The following is a 16,705-nucleotide window of genomic DNA, read 5'->3' as shown; positions in this document are numbered from 1 at the left end:
CGCATGGATGTCCGCGCGCTTTGCGCCGACGATCTCGAACGGGTCTGCCGCCATCGCGAAGCGATGTTTCGCGAAGCGGGCCGCGACGAGACCACGCTGCGCGAGATGACCGCACACTTTCGCGCGTGGCTCGAACCGCGCCTCGCCGACGGCAGCTACTTCGGCTACGCGATCTGCGAGCACGGCGTGGCGGTCGCGGGCGTCGGGCTCATGCTGATCGACTGGCCGCCGCACCCGTTGCATCCGGCCATCGACCGGCGCGGCTACGTGCTCAACGTCTATGTCGAACCCGCCGCGCGGCGGCGCGGCCTGGCCCGCCGGCTCATGCAGCTCGCCGACGAGGAATTCGCGCGGCGCGGCGTCACCTACGCGATATTGCATGCCACCGGGCAGGGACGTCCGCTTTACGAGGACCTCGGGTGGAGCGGGACCACGGAAATGGCGAAGGCCGTTCCCGCCGCCTGAGCCGCGACCGTTCGCGCCGCGCCCGCCCCGTTCGCACCGGTTTTCGCGCCTTTCGTCGCAGCTCCCTCGCCCATTGCCGTCGTGCTCTCCACACTGCAGCCATCGACTCCGCTCGACCTGCCAAGGAGAGCCAGCATGCCTGCCCTCATTGCGGCGCACGTCGCCGCCGCGACGCTTTCTGTCATACTCGGAATCGCCGTCATGCTGGCCGAAAAAGGCAGCCCGCGGCACAAATGGCTCGGCCGCCTCTGGGCCCTGACGATGTGCGCCACCGCGCTCAGTTCGTTCGACATCCGCGAGCTGAATCCGGGGCATCTGTCCTGGGTCCACGGCCTTTCGCTGATGACGTTCGCAAGCGTCGGGCGCGCCATCTGGGCGATTCGCCACGGCAACGTCCGCGGTCATCGCCGGGCCATGCGCGGGTCGTTCTTCGCCCTCGTCGTGGCCGGGCTCGCCGCCGTGGCGACGCCGCACCGGCTCCTCAATCTCATCGTCACACGCTGGATCGCATGATTCCTGGCACGCACGTCGAGTTTCCCAGCGCCGCCGCCCGGCTCCCCGCGCCCGCGGCGAACGTCTTGCTGGCCGGATTCGCGCGCGAGGGCGTGATCGTCGTCATCGGCAATGCGCTGATTGCCGCGGCGCTCACCGCCGTCGGCATCGGCAAGAGCTTTTTCGGGAACCTCGTGTTCAGCGAGGCGATCGGGCTCTCGATCATGTTGCTGCTCGACCTCGGCCGCTTTCATCTGCAGCGACGCAACGCGCTCACGGGCCCGAGGCTCGCGGTGGCGATGGTGCTCGCCATCGTGCTCGGCGCGGCGCTCGGACGCGGCGTCGCGAGCCTGCTGCTCGGGCTCGACCTGCGCAAGGCGTTCGCGACGAAGGACCTCGCGCTGACCGGCTGGATCGCGCTCACGGCCACGCTGCTCGTCACCTGGTATGGCTGGTCGCGCACGCGCATCGCGGAGCTGAGCGAGCAGGTCGCGCGCGCGGCGTGGCAGCGCGAAGCCGCCGAGCGCACGGCGCTCGGCGCCCGTCTGCAGGCGCTGCAGGCGCAGATCGAGCCGCACTTTCTCTTCAACACGCTAGCGACGCTCGACAGCCTGATCGCGTCCGATCCGCCGCGTGCGCGCACGCTGCTCGCAAGCCTCAACCGCTTCTTGCGCGCGACGCTGGAAGCTTCGCGCGCGCAAAGCGAGACGCTCGCGGCGCAGTTCAAGGTGCTCGACGCGATGCTCGCCGTGCATGCCATGCGGCTCGGCCCGCGCCTCGCCTACGCGCTCGACCTGCCGCGCGATTGCGCGGACCTCCCGGTGCCGCCCATGCTGCTGCAGCCGCTCGTGGAGAACGCGCTCAAGCACGGCATCCAGGGCGCGGTCGAAGGCGGACGGATCGACGTGAGCGCGCGCCGCGACGCTCAGCATCTCGAGCTGAGCGTGGCCGACACAGGCTCGGGATTCGGTACGACGCCAGGCACGCAGGGCGCGGGCGTCGGTCTCGCCAATGTGCGCGAACGGCTCACGGCGCTTTATGGCGATCGCGCCTCGCTCACGCTGATCGAAAACGTGCCGCACGGGCTCGTTGCGCGCGTGCGGCTGCCGTTGCCCGATGCCGCCGGCGCGAACACGAATGGAGCGGCACCGTGAAGCGCCGCGCCGATTCGGCCGAACGCAGCGACGCCGCGCCTCGCGCTTCGCGCACGCCCGCCGCGCTGATCGCCGAAGACGAACCGCTCATCGCCGCCGCGCTCGAACGCGAGCTCGCGGCCGCCTGGCCCGGACTGCGCATCGCGGCGATGGTCGGCAACGGTCACGAGGCCATCGAGCGCATCGCCGCGCTCGAGCCCGACGTGGCGTTCCTCGACATCGCGATGCCGGGCGCGACCGGCCTTGACGTCGCGCGCGCGTGCGCGAATCTCGCGAGGCCGCCGCAGATCGTGTTCGTCACCGCCTACGACGCCTACGCGCTAGAAGCGTTCGACGCCGCGGCCATCGACTATCTGCTCAAGCCCGTGGAGTCCGCGCGGCTCGCGCGCACGGTGGAGCGCCTGCGCACGCGGCTCGAACGCGCCGCGACACACGACGCGGCGGCCCCGCAGATGCAGACGGACCTGCAACGCGTGCTGCGCCAACTGGAGGCGATCACGCAGGACGTACGCGAAGCGCGCGCGGGCGCGCGAGGCAGTGCCGACGCCGTGCCGCGCGAAGCGCCGCTGCGTTACCTGCGCGCCTCCAGCGGCAACGACATCCGCATGGTGCCGGTGGAAGATGTTCTGTACTTCGAAGCCGCCGACAAATACGTCGTGGTCACGACGCGCAGCGGCGAACTGCTGATCCGCACGAGCCTGCGGGAGCTGTGCGCGCAACTGGACCCGGCGCGCTTCTGGCAGGTCCACAGAAGCACCGTGGTCAACGTCGATCAGGTGGAAAGCGCCTCCGTCAACGCGCTCGGCAGGATGACGCTGCGCCTGCGCGGCCACGCGAGCGCGCTCGCGGTGAGCCGGCAGTACGCGCACCTGTTCCGGCAGATGTGACTCGCGCGCGCACTTCAGCCCCGTCGCGGCGTCCTAGGCCTGCCCCGCCTGCAGCGCGCTGCCGCCGAGATACGTGGCGCGCACGCGGTTGTCGTCCGCGAGTTCGCGGGCCGATCCCGAAAGCGCTACGCGCCCGCCCTCCAGCACATAGGCCCGGTTCGCGATACGCAGCGCCTGGCGCGCGTTCTGCTCCACGAGCAGCACCGCCGTGCCCGCCCGGCTGATCTGCGCGATCACTTCGAAGATCGCGCGCACGAGCTTGGGCGCGAGGCCCATGGACGGTTCGTCGAGCAACACCAGCTTCGGTTTGAGCATCAACGCGCGCGCAATGGCGAGCATTTGCTGCTCGCCGCCGCTCAGCGTGCCGGCGAGCTGATCCCTGCGCTCGTAAAGACGCGAAAACATTTCGTATGCCTTATCAATGCCCTGATCGAGCGCGGCAGCGTCGCGCCGCAACAGATAGCCGCCAAGACGCAGGTTCTCCTCCACGGTGAGCGCGCCGAAAATGCGCCGCCCTTCGGGCACGTGGCCGATGCCGAGCGCAACGATGCGATGCGACGGCAGTCCGACGAGCGTCTGTCCCTCGAATGCAATGCTCCCGGCGCGCGGCCGCAGCAGCCCGGAAACGGTGCGCAGCGTCGTGGTCTTGCCCGCGCCGTTCGCCCCGAGCAGCGCGACGATCTCGCCCGGCCCGACGTCGAGCGAAACGCCGTGCAGCGCTTCGATGTTGCCGTAGTTCACGCGCAGGTCGCGCACTTCGAGGAGCTTCGCCGGCGTGCCTAGTTCCATAGCGACTTCTCCCCGTCCGCGCCGTCGGGCCGGTCGTCTTCCTCGGCCGTGCCGAGGTACGCGTCGATCACGACAGGGTCGTTCTGGATTTGCGCAGGCGCGCCCTCGGCAATGATCTCGCCGTGATCCATCACGATGATGCGATCCGACACGCCCATGACGAGCGCCATGTCGTGCTCGATCAGCAGCACCGTCACGCCGAGGTCGCGTATGCGGCGGATCTGCGCCATCAACGCATGCTTTTCGGTCGGATTCATCCCGGCGGCCGGTTCGTCGAGCAGCAGCAGGCGCGGCTGGCTCGCGAGCGCGCGCGCGATCTCCAGCCTGCGTTGATCGCCGTACGGCAGGTCCGACGCATATTCGCTCGCGCGCGCGCCCAGCCCTACGAGATCGAGCCAGCGCTGCCCGAGCGCTCCGTGACCGGCGGCCTCGGCCCGCGCCGCGCGCGTGCCCAGCAGTTCCGCCACGAGCGGCGTGCGTAGCCGGTGATCCATGCCGATCAGCACGTTCTCGAATGCACTCATGTGGTTGAAGAGCCGGATGCCCTGAAACGTGCGCGCAATGCCGCGATGCACGTTGCGATGCGGCGCGCCGCCGCCGAGCGGCTCGCCGCGCCAGACGAGGCGCCCGCCGCTCGGCCGTATCACGCCGGTCAGGCAGTTGAACACCGTGGTCTTGCCCGCGCCGTTCGGCCCGATCAGCGCGAGAATTTCGCCGCTGCGCACCTGGAAGCCGATGCCGCCGATGGCGCGCACGCCGCCGAAGCGGCGCTCGAGACCATGCACTTCCAGCAGCGTTTCGCGCGCGGCCGCGGCGTTCATGGCGCTGCTGTCGGCAAGGGCGACGGCCGCGGCGCCCGCCTTGCCGGCCGCTTCCGCCGCCTCCGCCTCGTGCGCCACCGTCGCCTCCTCCGGCCGCGGCGCGGCGCGGCGCGCGCGCGCGGGCCACAACCCTTGCGGGCGCAACAACATGAGCACGACGAGCGCGACGGCAAAGCCGAAAATGCGCCACAGGTTCAAAAAGCGCAGCATCTCCGGCAAGCCCGCGACGATCACCGCGCCGAGGATGACGCCGGGAATGCTGCCGCGCCCGCCCATCACGACGACGATGAGGATCGTGACCGACTGCAGATAGGTGAACGCCGTGGGATCGATCGTGCCGAAGCGCGCGGCGAAGAGGCTGCCGGCAAGGCCGCCGATCAGCGCGCCCATCACATAGGCGAGCATCTTCGCGCGCAGCGTCGCGACGCCCACCGCTTCGGCGGCGGCTTCGTCTTCGCGGATGCTGGTCCACGCGCGTCCGAGCCGCGAGTCCCCGAGCCGCACCGCGAACAGCAGCACCGCGATGAAGAACGCCATGCCGAGCGCGTACACCGAGCGGGGCGAACTGAACTCGAAGCCGAACAGCCTCGGAGGCTCGATGCCGTAGATGCCGTTCGGGCCGCCGGTAATGTCGAGGTTGGTGGCGACGATGCGCGTGATCTCGCCGAAGCCGAGCGTGACGATGGCGAGATAGTCGCTGCGCAGGCGCAACGTGGGATAGCCGATCACGACACCCGAAGCGCCCGCGAACACGAGACTGAACGGCAGCGTCTCCCAGAACGAGAAATGCAGCAGCGTTTCGAGCAGCGCCGTGGTGTACGCGCCGATGGCGAAAAACGCCGCGTAGCCTAGGTCGAGCAGCCCGGCGTAACCCACGACGATGTTCAGCCCGAGCCCCAGGATCGCATAGGTGATGATGGTGAGCCCGACATCGACGACATAACCGCTCGCGAACGCGGGCAATGCGATCGCCACGGCCAGCAGCACGCCGGAAACGGCCCACGAGGTCTCCGAAGCCCGCGCGCGCATCGCTCACATCCTCTCGACCACGCGCTCGCCGAACAGCCCCGTGGGCTTCACCACGAGCACGGCGATCAGCACGCCGAACACGAACACGTCGGTCCATTGCGACGACACATAGCCCGCGCCGAACGCCTCCAGCAAGCCGATCAGGAAGCCGCCCACCATCGCGCCCGGAATGTTGCCGATGCCGCCCAGCACCGCCGCCGTGAACGCGCGCAGGCCGAGCACGAAACCCATGAAGAAGTTGATCTGCGTGTAGAACAGGCCCTCCATCACGCCCGCGACGGCCGCGAGCGCCGAACCGATGAAGAACGTGAGCTGGATGAGCCGCTCGACGTCGATGCCCATGAGGCGCGCCGCGTCCTGGTCGATGGCGAGCGCGCGCATCGCCGTGCCGATGAACGTATGGTGTACGAACAGATACAGCGCGGCCATCAACGCGAAGCTGGCCGCGACGATGCCGATCTGCGCGTACGTGATGTGCACCTGCGAAATGTCGAAGCCCGTATGCGCGAGCAGATGCGGATAGGTGCGAAAACCCGCGCCGTAAGCGATCAGCACGGCGTTCTCCAGCAGCAGCGAAATGCCGAGCGCGGTGATGAGAATGGAAAGGCGCGGCGCGCGCAGCAACGGCTGGTAGGCGACGCGCGCGATCGCGACGCCCAGTGCGCCGGTGGCGAGCATCGCCGCTGCAAAGGCCGCGAACAGCGCGAGCGCGAGCGGCAGACGCGCGGCCGCGAGCGTGGAGAGCGCGGTCCAGCCCACGAACGCGCCCACCATGAAGAGATCGCCGTGCGCGAAGTTGATGAGCCGGATGATGCCGTAGACCATCGTGTAGCCGAGCGCGACGAGCGCGTAGAACGACCCGATCGTCAGCCCCTCGACGACGAACTGGAAAAAGGTGCTCATATGCGGCCGGAAGCGCTTACTTCATCGCCACCCATTTGCCGCTGGCGTCCTGCCGCTGGTACGGCGCGAACTGGTCGCCGTGCACGATGATCGTGATGTATACGGCGCGGCTGCGGTCTCCCTTCGGATTGAAGCCGATCTGGCCGGTCAGCCCCGCGTAGTTCGTGACCTTGTGCAGCGCGGCCGTGATGTCCGCGGGTTTGGCCGACTTCGCGTCCGCAATGGCTCTGGCGGTCACGCCCACGGCGTCGTATTCATACACCGAATACGGGCCCGGCCCCTGCCCATAGGTCTTGTTGTACTGGTCGACATAGTCGTGCGCGCCCGCGAGGAACTGTGCGAGCGGCGCGGTGGTGATGATCATGCCGTCGGCGGCGGGGCCCGCCGTCTTCATGAGCGTCGGGTCATTGGTGCCGTCGCCGCCCATGAAGGTCATCTTGAGGCCCACCTGACGCGCCTCCTTCACGAGCAGGCCCGCTTCGGAGAAGTATCCCGTGTAATAGATCACGTCCGGATTGAGCGACGAAACCTTGGTGAGCGTCGGCGAATAGTCCATCTGGCCCGGCGTGATCGAATCGGCGTAGACCACGTCCACGCCCATCTTCTTGAGCGATTCCACCGTATTCTGCGCAAGGCCCTTGGCGTAGGTCGTATTGTCGTCGATCACCGCCGCGCGCTTCACGTGCAGCGAATTCTTCATGAAGCTGGCCGCGAAAGGCCCTTGCTCGTCGTCACGGCCGATCGTGCGGAACACGTTGTCGTAGCCCATTTCGGTGAGCTTGGGATTGGTCGAGGCGTCGAGCACATAGGGAATGCCGGCCCGGTGGAATGCGCTCAGCTCCGGCAGCGCCGCGCTCGAACAGTAGCCGCCCGCCACGGCGGCCACGCCCGCATCCACGAGCTTTTGCGCCGCCTGAACCGCCGTTTGCGCATCGCATGCGTCGTCCTCGGGCACCAGTTCGATCTGCTTGCCGAGCACCCCGCCCGCCGCGTTGATCTTCGCGGCCGCGAGCTTCGCGCCGTTCAGGATATCGGTGCCCGCCGCGGCGCTGCTGCCCGAAAGCGGCACAGGCACGCCGATCTTGATGGTCTGACTCTGCGCGAAGCCAGGCGCGAGCGCGAGCATCGTGGCCACGAGCGTGGCGCGCAACGTGCTCGCCGGGCGGGGAGCGTCGGGCATGCCATTGTTCTGAGGATTCATTTGAGCGGCTCCTGAGCGTGGACCCGACCGGGCGATGCCGCAACGCAGGCGAGCCCGCGCGGTCAGTTAGCGAAACGAAATAATTCGTCCGGTGCGTTGCCCTGCAAGGCTGGCGCGCTCATGGCGCGCGGCTTGCATGGGGACCGGCGCATAACGACTTTTCCATGATAGATGCCCGCGACCGTTTAACGGTTATAGGGTAAGCGCGTATACAAATAGCGTGCGTTCGCGGCAGCGGGACGCTACTTTTGTATACGCGCCATGCATGGAGGGCGGGAATGAAAACCATCGTGCTGGGCGGCGGCATTGCGGGCGTCACGAGCGCGTACTATCTCGCACGCGACGGCCGCGACGTCACCGTGATCGAGCGCCGCGAGAGCGTTGCGCTCGAAACCAGTTTCGCCAATGCCGGGCTCGTCGCGCCGGGCCATTCGTACACCTGGGCCTCGCCCCGCGCGCCGAAGATCCTGCTCAAGTCGCTGTTCGTCGAAGGCCAGGCGCTGCGTTTGCGGCTGAAGGCCGACCCGCACATGTGGGCGTGGTGCGCGCAGTTCCTGCGCAATTGCACCGAGGCGCGCTCGCGCGAGAACACCTCGCGCAAGGTGCGCTTGTGCCGCTACTCGCAACATCAGCTGCAAGAGGTCACGGCGCGCGAGCAGCTCGAATACGACCGCATCAGCCGCGGCCTGCTCTATCTCTACCGCGACGCCGCCTCGTTCGAGCGCGGCCGCGCGCACATGTCGATTCTCGTCGAGAACGGGCTGCCGCTCGAAACCCTCGACGCCGCAGCCGTCGCCGCGCGCGAACCGGCGCTCGCCCACGCACGCGAACGCATTGCGGGCGCGATCTACTGCCCGAGCGACGAGAGCGGCGACGCCCATCGCTTCACGCGCGCGCTCAAGGAGGTTTGCGAACGTATGGGCGTGCGCTTCGTGTTCGACGCGCCGATCGAGGCGATCGAAGCCGCGGGCGACCGCATCGCCGGCGTGCGCACGAGCGCCGGCGTCATCGACGGCGACGACTACGTGCTCGCGCTCGGCTCGTGGTCGCCCATTCTCGCGCGGCCGCTCGGCTACCGCATCGCGGTCTATCCCGTGAAGGGGTACTCGGCGACGTTTCCGTGCGGCCCCCGGCATCGGCCGCCCGAGATGGGCGGCGTGGACGAGAATCACCTCGTGGCATGGGCGCGCTTCGGCGCGCGTCTGCGCTTCACGGCGACCGCGGACTTCGCGGGCTACGACACGCGCCACACGCCCGCCGACTTCGCGCCGATGCTGCAGGCCGCGCGCGAGCTCTTTCCCGACGGCGCCGATTACACGCAGCCGGGCTACTGGGCCGGGCTGCGCCCGATGACGCCCGAAGGCACGCCGCTGATCGGCCGCACGCGCCATCGCAACCTGTTTCTCAACACGGGACACGGGCACATGGGCTGGACGATGTCGTGCGGCACCGCGAAACTGCTGGCCGACATCATGGCCGGGCGCGAGCCCGAACTGGACATGACGGGATTGACGCTGAGATGAGCACGACCGCACCGCAACACAATGACGAGGACACCTACACGAAGCTCGATTTCGCGCTCGACGGCGGCATTGCCCGCCGCGCGGCGATCGGTCTCGTTGTGCTCGCAACCGATCATACGATCGAGCACGAATGGCGCGACTTGCTGCACCAGAAGGGCGTGGCGTTCTACGAGAGCCGCCTCGAAAATTCGCCGGACATCACCGCGCCGCGCCTTGCCGAAATCGAGGCGCGCATCGCGCCGGCCGTCAGCCTGCTGCTGCCCGGCGAGCGGCTCGACGTCGTGGCGTTCGGCTGCACCTCGGCGTCGATGGTGATCGGCGAAGCCAGGGTCGCTGCGCGCATACGCGAGGCGCGGCCCGACATCGCCTGCACCACGCCGGTCACGGCGGCGCTCGCCGCGCTGAAGGCGCTCGACGTGCGCAGCGTGGCGCTTCTCACGCCCTACGTGCGCGCCATCAACGACTTCATGCGCGATTACATCGAGGCGCGGGGCGTGGCCGTCGCGCGCATGGCGTCGTTCGAGCATGCGGACGACAACGAAGTCTCGCGCATCGACGCGGCGTCGATTCGCAGCGCCATCGAAACGCTCGCGCGACACGACGACGCCGAAGCCGTGTTCGTGTCGTGCACGAGCCTGCGCGTGGCCGCGCTCGTGCCGGAGCTCGAAGCGCGGACCGGCAAGCCGGTATTGTCGAGCAACTACGCAATGGCATGGCACGCGCTGCGGCTCGCGGGTGTTCACGACAGCGAGCCGCGGCTTGGCCGGCTGTTTGCGCGCTGACGCCGCGTCGATGCGCAAGCGCGGCGAACGACGCGGCGCGTCCGCCGGGCGGAATCAGGTGTAAACGGGCTTGCCGGCGAGCGCGCTGCGAATGGCGCCGGCGAGATCGCCCGCGGCGAATTTCGCCACGTAGCCGCTCGCGCCCGCGTTCTTGACGTGCGCCTCATTGGCCGTGCCCGTGAGCGACGAGTGGATCACCACGGGAATGTCCACGGTGCGCGGGTCCGCCTTGATCTTGCGCGTCAGCGTGAAGCCGTCCATCTCGGGCATTTCGAGGTCGGTCAGCACGAGCGCGATGCGGTCTTTCGCGCGCAGGCCGTCACGCTCCGCGCTCGTCGCGATCGCGTCGAGCTGCTTCCAGGCTTCGAGGCCCGTTTTCGCTATCGTATATTCCACGCCGAGCGCCTTGAGGCTCTGGCCGATCAGCTCGCGCGCGAAACCCGAGTCGTCGGCGGCCAGCACCTTCGCGCCCGGCGGAATCACGGCGGGCTCGCCCACTTCCTCCGGCACGATCGAACCGTGCTGCGACGGGAACACGTCGCGCAGAACCTGCTCCACGTCCACCACCTGCACGAGCTTCTTGCTCTCGGGGTCGTTCTCGAGCCGCGCGATGCTCGTCACGCGGTTGCCCATCGTGACGTCGGCGGTCAGCACCTGGCTCCATTCGAGCCGCACTATCTCGTCCACGCTTTCGAGCGCGAAACCTTGCGTGGAGCGGGCGAATTCCGTCACGAGCAGGATGTTCGGGCCGCCGGCCGGCTCGCAGCCCATGAGCTTGGGCAGGTCGATCACGGGCATCACCTGGCCCCGGATGTTCGCCGCGCCGAGCACGTAGGGCGACGCCGCCGCGATGGGCGTGATCGCCGGCATGCTGAGGATTTCCCGCACCTTGAAGACGTTGATGCCGAAGACCTCGCCAACCTCGCTGCCCGGTGCCGCGCCGAGCCGGAAAAGCAGGAGCTCGAACTGGTTCGTGCTCGTCAGGCGGGTTCGTTCGTCGATTGCGAAGCCGCTGTCCATGATTCCCTCGTGTCGTTATCGTCCGGTGCGAGACGCATCGCGTCTCGCTTCCTGCCAACGTCTACGGCCCGGCGCCGGAAATCTTGAGCCCGGCGCGCCCGCACCCCGGCGTCAGATCAAGCTCCGTCAGACGCCCTCCTGCACGCGGCCGGCGGCATGCTCGCGCAGGAGCGCCGCGCAGGCCTGGGCGCTCACCGGTCTGCCGAACAGGTAGCCCTGCTGCCGCTCACAGGCGAGCGAGCGCAGAAACGACGCCTGCTCCGGCGTTTCCACGCCTTCCGCGGTCACGCGCATGCCGAGCGAGTGCGCCATCGCGACGACGGCCTGCGTGATCGCCACGGAGTCGCGGTTGCCCGGCAGCCCCGCCACGAACGTGCGATCGACCTTCAGGTGGTGCAGCGGAAAGCGCTTCAAATACGAAAGCGACGAATAGCCGGTGCCGAAGTCGTCCACCGAGATGCGCACGCCGATGTCGTTCAGCGCGCGCAGGACCGGCTGCACGCTCTGGCTGTCGCTCATGAGAATGCCCTCGGTAATCTCCACTTCGAGGGCCTCGGGCGCGAGGCCCGTGTTCGCGAGGCAGCTCTCGACCTGCTCGACGAGTCCTTCCGCGATCTGGCGCGGCGAAAAATTCACGGCCATCACGAACGCGGGCGCGAGCAGCCGCCGCCACTGCGCGGCCTGACGGCACGCGTGCTCGAGCACCCACTGGCCGATCGGAAGGATCATGCCGGTGTCCTCGGCCACGGGAATGAACTCCACGGGCGACACCTCGCCCAGCTCCTCGCTCTTCCAGCGCAGCAGCGCCTCCGCGCCGATCATGCGGCCGCTCGCGCCGTCCACGATCGGCTGATAGACGAGGTACAGCTCGCCCGCCCCGAGCGCGCGGCGCAGCCCCCGCTCGATCTGGAAGCGGCGCTGCAGGCGCTGGCGCAGCTCGGTCGTGAAAAACTGGAACTGGTTGCTGCCGCGCTGCTTGGCCGCGTACATCGCCGAGTCGGCGTTGCGCATGAGCGCGGCGGCGCTGCGCCCGTCGTCGGGATAGAGGCTGATGCCGATCGACGCGCCGAGGTAGTACTCGTTGCCCGCCACCGCGAACGGCGCGCCGACGGCGTCGAGCACGCGCTGCGCGAGCGCGATGAGCTCGTTCACGTCCGCGTAGCAGCACACGGCGATCACGAATTCGTCGCCGCCCACGCGCGCGAGCGTGTCCGCCTCGCCCACGCAGCCGGCAAGGCGCTGCCCCACGTCGCGCAGCAGCATGTCCCCCGCCTCGTGGCCGCCCGTGTCGTTGACCTTCTTGAAGCCGTCCAGATCGACGAACAGCAGCGCGGGCCGCGCCGAGCAGCTCGCCGTTTCGAGCAGCGCATGCATGCGCTCGGCGAGGAAGGTCCGGTTATACAGCCCGGTGAGCGCGTCGCGCGTGGCGAGATAGCGCAGTTGCTGCTGCGCCTCGCGCACCGGCCCGATGTCCGTGAACGAAACCACCACGGAAATCGCCTCGCGCTCGCCGGAACGGAAGATCGGCAGCACGTTCTCTCTCACCCAGACGATCTCGCCATCGGCCAGCTCCAGCCCGACCGTCTCGCCGATCACGGGTTTGCCCGTTTCGAGCGCCCGCATGCTGGGGCGTTTCGCGGTCGGCAAGGGGGTGCCGTTCTCGTCGAGCACGCGCGGAATCAGGCCCGTGATGCTGCGGCCGATGGCGTCCTCGGGCAGCCGCAGAAGACGCCGCGCGCTGCGGTTGCAGGCGAGCACCGTGTCGGCGCGCGACTGCATCACGATGCCTTCGTTGAGGTGATCGACGACGAGGCGGTGGTGCTCCTCGCTTTGCGCGAGCCGCTCGGCAATGGTCTGCTGGTTGAGCATGGCCGCGACGCTATGGGCGATGTCGCGCAGCAGCGCCTCCTCGGCCGCGGTGGGCCGCCAGGGGCGGCTCTGGTAGACGGCGAGCACGCCCAGCAAGCCGCCGTTGCCGTCGTCGAGCGGCGTCGTCCAGACCGCGCGCAGGCCGCTCTCCAGGGCGATGCGCCGGTACTCGCCCCATTCGTGCGCGCGCTCGTAGTCCTCGACGCAGATCGTGCGCCGCTCGAAGATCGCCGTGCCCGACGGGCTCGTGCCCGCCCCGACCGGCGTGCCGTCGAACGCCGCGTGATACTGCGCCGGCAACGAGGGCGCACTGCCGATGCGCAGGCGCCGCCCGTCGCTATCGAGCCGCAGGATCGCGCAGGTCACCCCCTCGCCGAACAGCCGTTCGGCGCGGCAGCATACCTCCGCCAGCAACTCCGGCAACGGCATGCTGCGCGACACCAGCCGCAATACGCTGCGCTCGGAGGCGAGCGCTTCGTCTGCTCCATCCGTCTCTTTCGACACCCCCGACTGACCGCCCCGTGATCCCGCTGCGCCGCACGCCCCCGCCGCTTCGGAATAGACCATACCCTCGTCCTCTCTTGTTGCCCGGCGCGCGTTGCGCCCGTGGCCGGCTCGATCTCAAGTGTGGTGCGCGGCGCGCCGTCCACCGCCAGGCGAGCGATGACGCCGCCCCTGCTTTAACGGCAGCGGCGGCGGTATCTTGAAGGGGAAGAGGGCACAGCCGGCTAAGGGCGCTCGGCCCCGCTCCGTGAACGTGCGCACCCGCGCGTCGGGACCGGCGAGGGATACGCCGATGCGCGCCTGCGCGCACCGACGCGGTGCAAAGGCAGGGCTCAGGCCTCGCCTTTTTGCGCCTTTTCGTTGCTGCCGTCCTTGTGGAACACGCGCTTGGTCGCACGCTTCGTCGCCTCGTAGCCCTCGCGCGACGCATGGGCGATGCCATGCCCCACCGCCTTCGCGGCGCTCGCGGTGGCGTGGCCGAAGTCGCGCGCGGCGTGCCCGGTTTTCGCGGCCGCCTCCTTCGAATCGTGCTTGATGTTCTCCTTCACCTCGTGAAGATCGGCGCGCGCCATCGTGCTGGCCACGCCGAGCACAAGCGCCGCGAGCATGAACCGTTTCGCTTTCATCATCAGGCTCCCTTTTTGAATTTTCATCGAATCGCGGCGGACGCATCGAGCATCACCGCCGCGCGCCCCGTAAGCAGCACGCGTTCGCCGCCGCGCACCGCGAAGCTGTACAGAATCGAGTTGCCGCTGCCGCTCTCGCGCGTGGCTTCGATCGAAAGCGCCGTGTCGAGCGTATCGAGGCGCTCGATGCGCGCCTCCACGTTACGCACGCTGGCGAGGTAACCCACGCGCGGCCGCGCGGCCGTCGCGCCATCGCCCGCACCGTTCGACGGGACACGCAGCGGGACAAGCAGCGCGCCGTGCACGGCCATCGCCTGCGCCGCGTATTCCACGCCGCACACCGCCGCGAGCCGCCCACGCGAGCGCAGCGGATTGCGCGGGTCGCGATGGCTCGTCGCCGTGCAGACGATGCGCGCGTCGTCCCACGACTCGACCGCGTCGAGCAGGCACATCGCGCCGCTATGCGGTATGTGCGCCGCAATCCACGCGCGGTCCAACGGCGCGCGCGGCGCAGCATGCAAAGCGGCGCCCGAAGCGGCCCCGGCGAGCGCGCCCGGCAGGTCGGCTTGCGTCGTCATGCGCGCCCGCCGGCCGCTTCCGGCGGCCCCACTTCGATCTGCACGCGCATCTCCGGCAGATAGTCGACGACCACGCTCGCCGGCCGGCCGGCGGCATCCATGCAGGCGAGCGCTTCGAGCAGCGGCAACGCGCGCGCGGCCGGATTGTTCGTGCGCAGCGCTTCGAGTTCGGCCGAACCGAGCGTCGTCGCGCGCGCCTCGGTGAGCGTCACGTCGAGGCGCGCGAGCGCCGCCGTGCTCGCCCGCGGCGCGAGCACGAGCGCCACGCCGAACGCATCGGCGATGGGCCGCGCCGCGTGCAGCGGCTCGGGATAGTCGGTGTCGTAGGCGATGAGCAGGGTCGGCATGCCGTCCACGGCCACCTGGCACACGCTTTCGAGCAGGCCCGCCGCGAAGCTGCCGTCGTGCGCGCACAGCACGTTCGACGTGGCCCGCGCGCGCGCCGCGATGCTCCAGTAGCCCGCGGGCGCGTTGTGCACCGAGTTGTGAAAGCGCGTGGGCGAGAGCTGGCGGTCGTCGCCCGCCAGCGTTTCGCAGATTGCGTGGCAGTTCTGGCCATCGCCGCCCGAAGCCGCGAACACGGCGGCGAGCGTGGCGGCGTCACGTCCGCTCGCCGCCACCGCTTCATGGCCCACCGCGAGCGCCGTCTTGACCACGGGCCCGGTGCGGCGGCGCTCCGCGGCCGGCAAACCGGCCGCCGGCGGCAGCACCGTGCGTGCGCCCGCGTAAGGCGTGCGCGCGGCGAGCACGTTGGCGGCATGCGGCCAGCCGGAGAGCCCGGGGCCGATCACGCCGATGCCTTCGATGTAGGCGGAAAGTTTCATGACGAAAGTCCCGAATGCGCCGCAAGCCGGTCGTGCGCGCGGTCCGCGCGGCCGAGCACGAGGCTGCAGTTCGTGCCGCCGAAGCCGAAGGAATTGCTGAGCACCGTCTCCACGCGCGTCTCCCGGCTCTCGAGCACGTAGTCGAGCCCGAGCGCGGGATCGGGCTGCGTGGTATTGACGCCCGCGGGCACGAAACGGTGGCGCAGCGCAAGCGCCGCGACCACGGCTTCGAGCGCGCCCGCCGCGCCGAGCGTGTGCCCCGTCGCGCCCTTGGTGGAGCTGCACGGCGTGCGCCCGAAAAGGCCGCCGATCGCGCGGCTTTCGGCGGCGTCGTTGCTCGGCGTGGCCGTGCCGTGCAGATTGATGTAGCCGATCTCGCTCGCGCTCACGCCCGCCGTCGCGAGCGCCTGCTCCATCGCGGCGCGCGCGCCGAGCCCCTCGGGATGCGGCGACGACATGTGATGCGCGTCGCTCGATTCGCCCACGCCGAGCAGCAGGACCGCCTCGCCGTCGAGCACATCGCGTGCGGAGGGCACCCGCTCGACGAGCGCGAACGCCGCAGCCTCGCCGATCGAAATGCCGTTGCGGCTCACGTCGAACGGACGGCAAGGATCGCGCGAAAGCAGTTCGAGCGAATTGAAGCCGTACAGCGTCGTCAGGCACAGCGAGTCGACGCCGCCCACCACGGCCGCGTCGATCAAACCCGCTTCGATCATGCGGCGCGCGGAGCCGAACACCTTCGCGCCCGACGAGCACGCCGAGGAAATCGACGTCGCCGGGCCGCGCAAGCCGAAGTACGCGCGCACGAACGCGGCAAGCGAATAGGGGTTGTGCGTCTGCGCGTAATGGAAGCCCGGCGCGAGCGCGCCGCTTTGCGCGTCGCGCCGCCGGTAGGCATGTTCGGTTTCGAGGATGCCCGAGGTGCTGGTGCCGACGAATACGCCCACACGCCCTGCGCCATAACGCGCGATGGCGGCCTCGACATGGCCCGCGAAGCCGTCCTGCGTGAAGCCGAGTTGCGCGAGGCGGTTGTTGCGGCACGCGTAGTCCGCGAGGTCGGCGCGCATGGGCAGGTCCTCGACGCCCTCCACCGCGCCGATCCACGTGTCGAGTTCCGCGCGCTCGAAGTCGCAGCGCGCGAGGCCGCCCCGCTTGCCGCGCAGCGCGTCGAGCGTCGCGTCGAGCCCGCGCCCGAGGCAACTGGTGGCAGTGAAATGGGAAAGAATGAGAGGTTTCAC

Annotated in this window: 16 protein-coding genes; 6 read left to right on the top strand and 10 right to left on the bottom strand. The window is 69.3% G+C overall.

The features are described 5' to 3' along the window. Nucleotides 1-3: 3 nt before the first annotated feature. The 4 genes from BLU17_RS10530 (at nt 4) to BLU17_RS10515 (ending at nt 2,998) form a co-directional block, all read left to right on the top strand. Nucleotides 4-465, top strand: a complete 462-nt coding sequence (locus BLU17_RS10530; RefSeq protein ID WP_091996668.1) for a GNAT family N-acetyltransferase — start codon at nt 4-6, stop codon at nt 463-465. A 135-nt stretch (nt 466-600) separates the two neighbouring features. Further along, nucleotides 601-978, top strand: a complete 378-nt coding sequence (locus tag BLU17_RS10525; protein ID WP_091996667.1) for a DUF2306 domain-containing protein — start codon at nt 601-603, stop codon at nt 976-978. Continuing rightward, entirely contained in the window at nt 975-2,111 is a 1,137-nt protein-coding gene (locus BLU17_RS10520; RefSeq protein ID WP_091996666.1) for a sensor histidine kinase, read from the top strand. Before BLU17_RS10525 ends, BLU17_RS10520 begins: the two co-directional genes overlap by 4 nt. After that, nucleotides 2,108-2,998 (top strand): LytR/AlgR family response regulator transcription factor, encoded by an 891-nt coding sequence (locus BLU17_RS10515; protein WP_091996665.1) that lies wholly within the window; start codon nt 2,108-2,110, stop codon nt 2,996-2,998. Before BLU17_RS10520 ends, BLU17_RS10515 begins: the two co-directional genes overlap by 4 nt. 33 nt (nt 2,999-3,031) lie before the next feature. Here the strand turns inward: BLU17_RS10515 and BLU17_RS10510 are convergent, their stop codons facing one another. From BLU17_RS10510 to BLU17_RS10495, 4 genes are read right to left on the bottom strand one after another with little or no spacing between them, the layout of a single operon-like run. Continuing rightward, nucleotides 3,032-3,787 carry an ABC transporter ATP-binding protein gene (locus BLU17_RS10510; RefSeq protein ID WP_091996664.1) on the bottom strand — a complete coding sequence of 252 codons (756 nt, stop codon included), beginning with the start codon at nt 3,785-3,787 and terminating at the stop codon, nt 3,032-3,034. Beyond that, complete coding sequence (locus BLU17_RS10505; RefSeq protein WP_091996663.1) at nt 3,778-5,637, bottom strand: branched-chain amino acid ABC transporter ATP-binding protein/permease; 1,860 nt, start codon at nt 5,635-5,637, stop codon at nt 3,778-3,780. The genes BLU17_RS10510 and BLU17_RS10505 overlap by 10 nt, the downstream gene beginning before the upstream one ends. Before the next feature lie 3 nt (nt 5,638-5,640). Then, complete coding sequence (locus tag BLU17_RS10500; protein ID WP_091996662.1) at nt 5,641-6,540, bottom strand: branched-chain amino acid ABC transporter permease; 900 nt, start codon at nt 6,538-6,540, stop codon at nt 5,641-5,643. Between the two features lie 16 nt (nt 6,541-6,556). Then, nucleotides 6,557-7,741, bottom strand: coding sequence for a branched-chain amino acid ABC transporter substrate-binding protein (locus tag BLU17_RS10495; RefSeq protein WP_091996661.1), 1,185 nt, complete (start codon nt 7,739-7,741; stop codon nt 6,557-6,559). A 278-nt stretch (nt 7,742-8,019) separates the two neighbouring features. On the opposite strand from BLU17_RS10495, the gene BLU17_RS10490 reads away from it, so the two are divergent. Further along, a complete protein-coding gene (locus BLU17_RS10490; RefSeq protein ID WP_091996660.1) occupies nt 8,020-9,264 on the top strand; it encodes a D-amino acid dehydrogenase in 1,245 nt (414 codons plus the stop codon). Beyond that, nucleotides 9,261-10,046, top strand: a complete 786-nt coding sequence (locus tag BLU17_RS10485) for a maleate cis-trans isomerase family protein (RefSeq protein WP_091996659.1) — start codon at nt 9,261-9,263, stop codon at nt 10,044-10,046. Before BLU17_RS10490 ends, BLU17_RS10485 begins: the two co-directional genes overlap by 4 nt. 54 nt (nt 10,047-10,100) lie before the next feature. On the opposite strand, the gene BLU17_RS10480 is transcribed toward BLU17_RS10485, so the two are convergent. The 6 genes from BLU17_RS10480 to BLU17_RS10455 form a co-directional block, all read right to left on the bottom strand. Beyond that, nucleotides 10,101-11,066, bottom strand: a complete 966-nt coding sequence (locus BLU17_RS10480) for a chemotaxis protein (RefSeq protein ID WP_091996658.1) — start codon at nt 11,064-11,066, stop codon at nt 10,101-10,103. 126 nt (nt 11,067-11,192) lie between these two features. Next, a complete protein-coding gene (locus tag BLU17_RS10475; RefSeq protein ID WP_143189220.1) occupies nt 11,193-13,502 on the bottom strand; it encodes a putative bifunctional diguanylate cyclase/phosphodiesterase in 2,310 nt (769 codons plus the stop codon). A 269-nt stretch (nt 13,503-13,771) separates the two neighbouring features. Next, nucleotides 13,772-14,065 carry a hypothetical protein gene (locus tag BLU17_RS10470; RefSeq protein ID WP_091996729.1) on the bottom strand — a complete coding sequence of 98 codons (294 nt, stop codon included), beginning with the start codon at nt 14,063-14,065 and terminating at the stop codon, nt 13,772-13,774. A gap of 23 nt (nt 14,066-14,088) precedes the next feature. Then, nucleotides 14,089-14,643, bottom strand: a complete 555-nt coding sequence (locus BLU17_RS10465) for a hotdog family protein (RefSeq protein WP_245746794.1) — start codon at nt 14,641-14,643, stop codon at nt 14,089-14,091. Then, complete coding sequence (locus tag BLU17_RS10460) at nt 14,640-15,467, bottom strand: beta-ketoacyl synthase chain length factor (RefSeq protein ID WP_091996657.1); 828 nt, start codon at nt 15,465-15,467, stop codon at nt 14,640-14,642. Before BLU17_RS10460 ends, BLU17_RS10465 begins: the two co-directional genes overlap by 4 nt. Then, nucleotides 15,464-16,705 (bottom strand): beta-ketoacyl-[acyl-carrier-protein] synthase family protein, encoded by a 1,242-nt coding sequence (locus tag BLU17_RS10455; protein ID WP_091996656.1) that lies wholly within the window; start codon nt 16,703-16,705, stop codon nt 15,464-15,466. The genes BLU17_RS10460 and BLU17_RS10455 overlap by 4 nt, the downstream gene beginning before the upstream one ends.

Source organism: Paraburkholderia lycopersici (assembly GCF_900096975.1).
In the GTDB taxonomy this organism is placed as follows: domain Bacteria; phylum Pseudomonadota; class Gammaproteobacteria; order Burkholderiales; family Burkholderiaceae; genus Paraburkholderia; species Paraburkholderia lycopersici.
The sequence above is the reverse complement of the archived record's forward strand: the minus strand, read 5'-3'. Positions and strand labels throughout refer to the sequence as shown.

Bases quoted from the DNA above. Each gene is read 5' to 3' on its own strand.
- BLU17_RS10485 (WP_091996659.1), top strand. From the start codon at position 9,261: ATGAGCACGACCGCACCGCAACACAATGACGAGGACACCTACACGAAG.
- BLU17_RS10480 (WP_091996658.1), bottom strand. From the start codon at position 11,066: ATGGACAGCGGCTTCGCAATCGACGAACGAACCCGCCTGACGAGCACG.
- BLU17_RS10510 (WP_091996664.1), bottom strand. From the start codon at position 3,787: ATGGAACTAGGCACGCCGGCGAAGCTCCTCGAAGTGCGCGACCTGCGC.
- BLU17_RS10520 (WP_091996666.1), top strand. From the start codon at position 975: ATGATTCCTGGCACGCACGTCGAGTTTCCCAGCGCCGCCGCCCGGCTC.
- BLU17_RS10475 (WP_143189220.1), bottom strand. From the start codon at position 13,502: ATGGTCTATTCCGAAGCGGCGGGGGCGTGCGGCGCAGCGGGATCACGG.
- BLU17_RS10490 (WP_091996660.1), top strand. From the start codon at position 8,020: ATGAAAACCATCGTGCTGGGCGGCGGCATTGCGGGCGTCACGAGCGCG.
- BLU17_RS10495 (WP_091996661.1), bottom strand. From the start codon at position 7,741: ATGAATCCTCAGAACAATGGCATGCCCGACGCTCCCCGCCCGGCGAGC.
- BLU17_RS10460 (WP_091996657.1), bottom strand. From the start codon at position 15,467: ATGAAACTTTCCGCCTACATCGAAGGCATCGGCGTGATCGGCCCCGGG.
- BLU17_RS10525 (WP_091996667.1), top strand. From the start codon at position 601: ATGCCTGCCCTCATTGCGGCGCACGTCGCCGCCGCGACGCTTTCTGTC.
- BLU17_RS10505 (WP_091996663.1), bottom strand. From the start codon at position 5,637: ATGCGCGCGCGGGCTTCGGAGACCTCGTGGGCCGTTTCCGGCGTGCTG.
- BLU17_RS10500 (WP_091996662.1), bottom strand. From the start codon at position 6,540: ATGAGCACCTTTTTCCAGTTCGTCGTCGAGGGGCTGACGATCGGGTCG.
- BLU17_RS10470 (WP_091996729.1), bottom strand. From the start codon at position 14,065: ATGAAAGCGAAACGGTTCATGCTCGCGGCGCTTGTGCTCGGCGTGGCC.
- BLU17_RS10465 (WP_245746794.1), bottom strand. From the start codon at position 14,643: ATGACGACGCAAGCCGACCTGCCGGGCGCGCTCGCCGGGGCCGCTTCG.
- BLU17_RS10530 (WP_091996668.1), top strand. From the start codon at position 4: ATGGATGTCCGCGCGCTTTGCGCCGACGATCTCGAACGGGTCTGCCGC.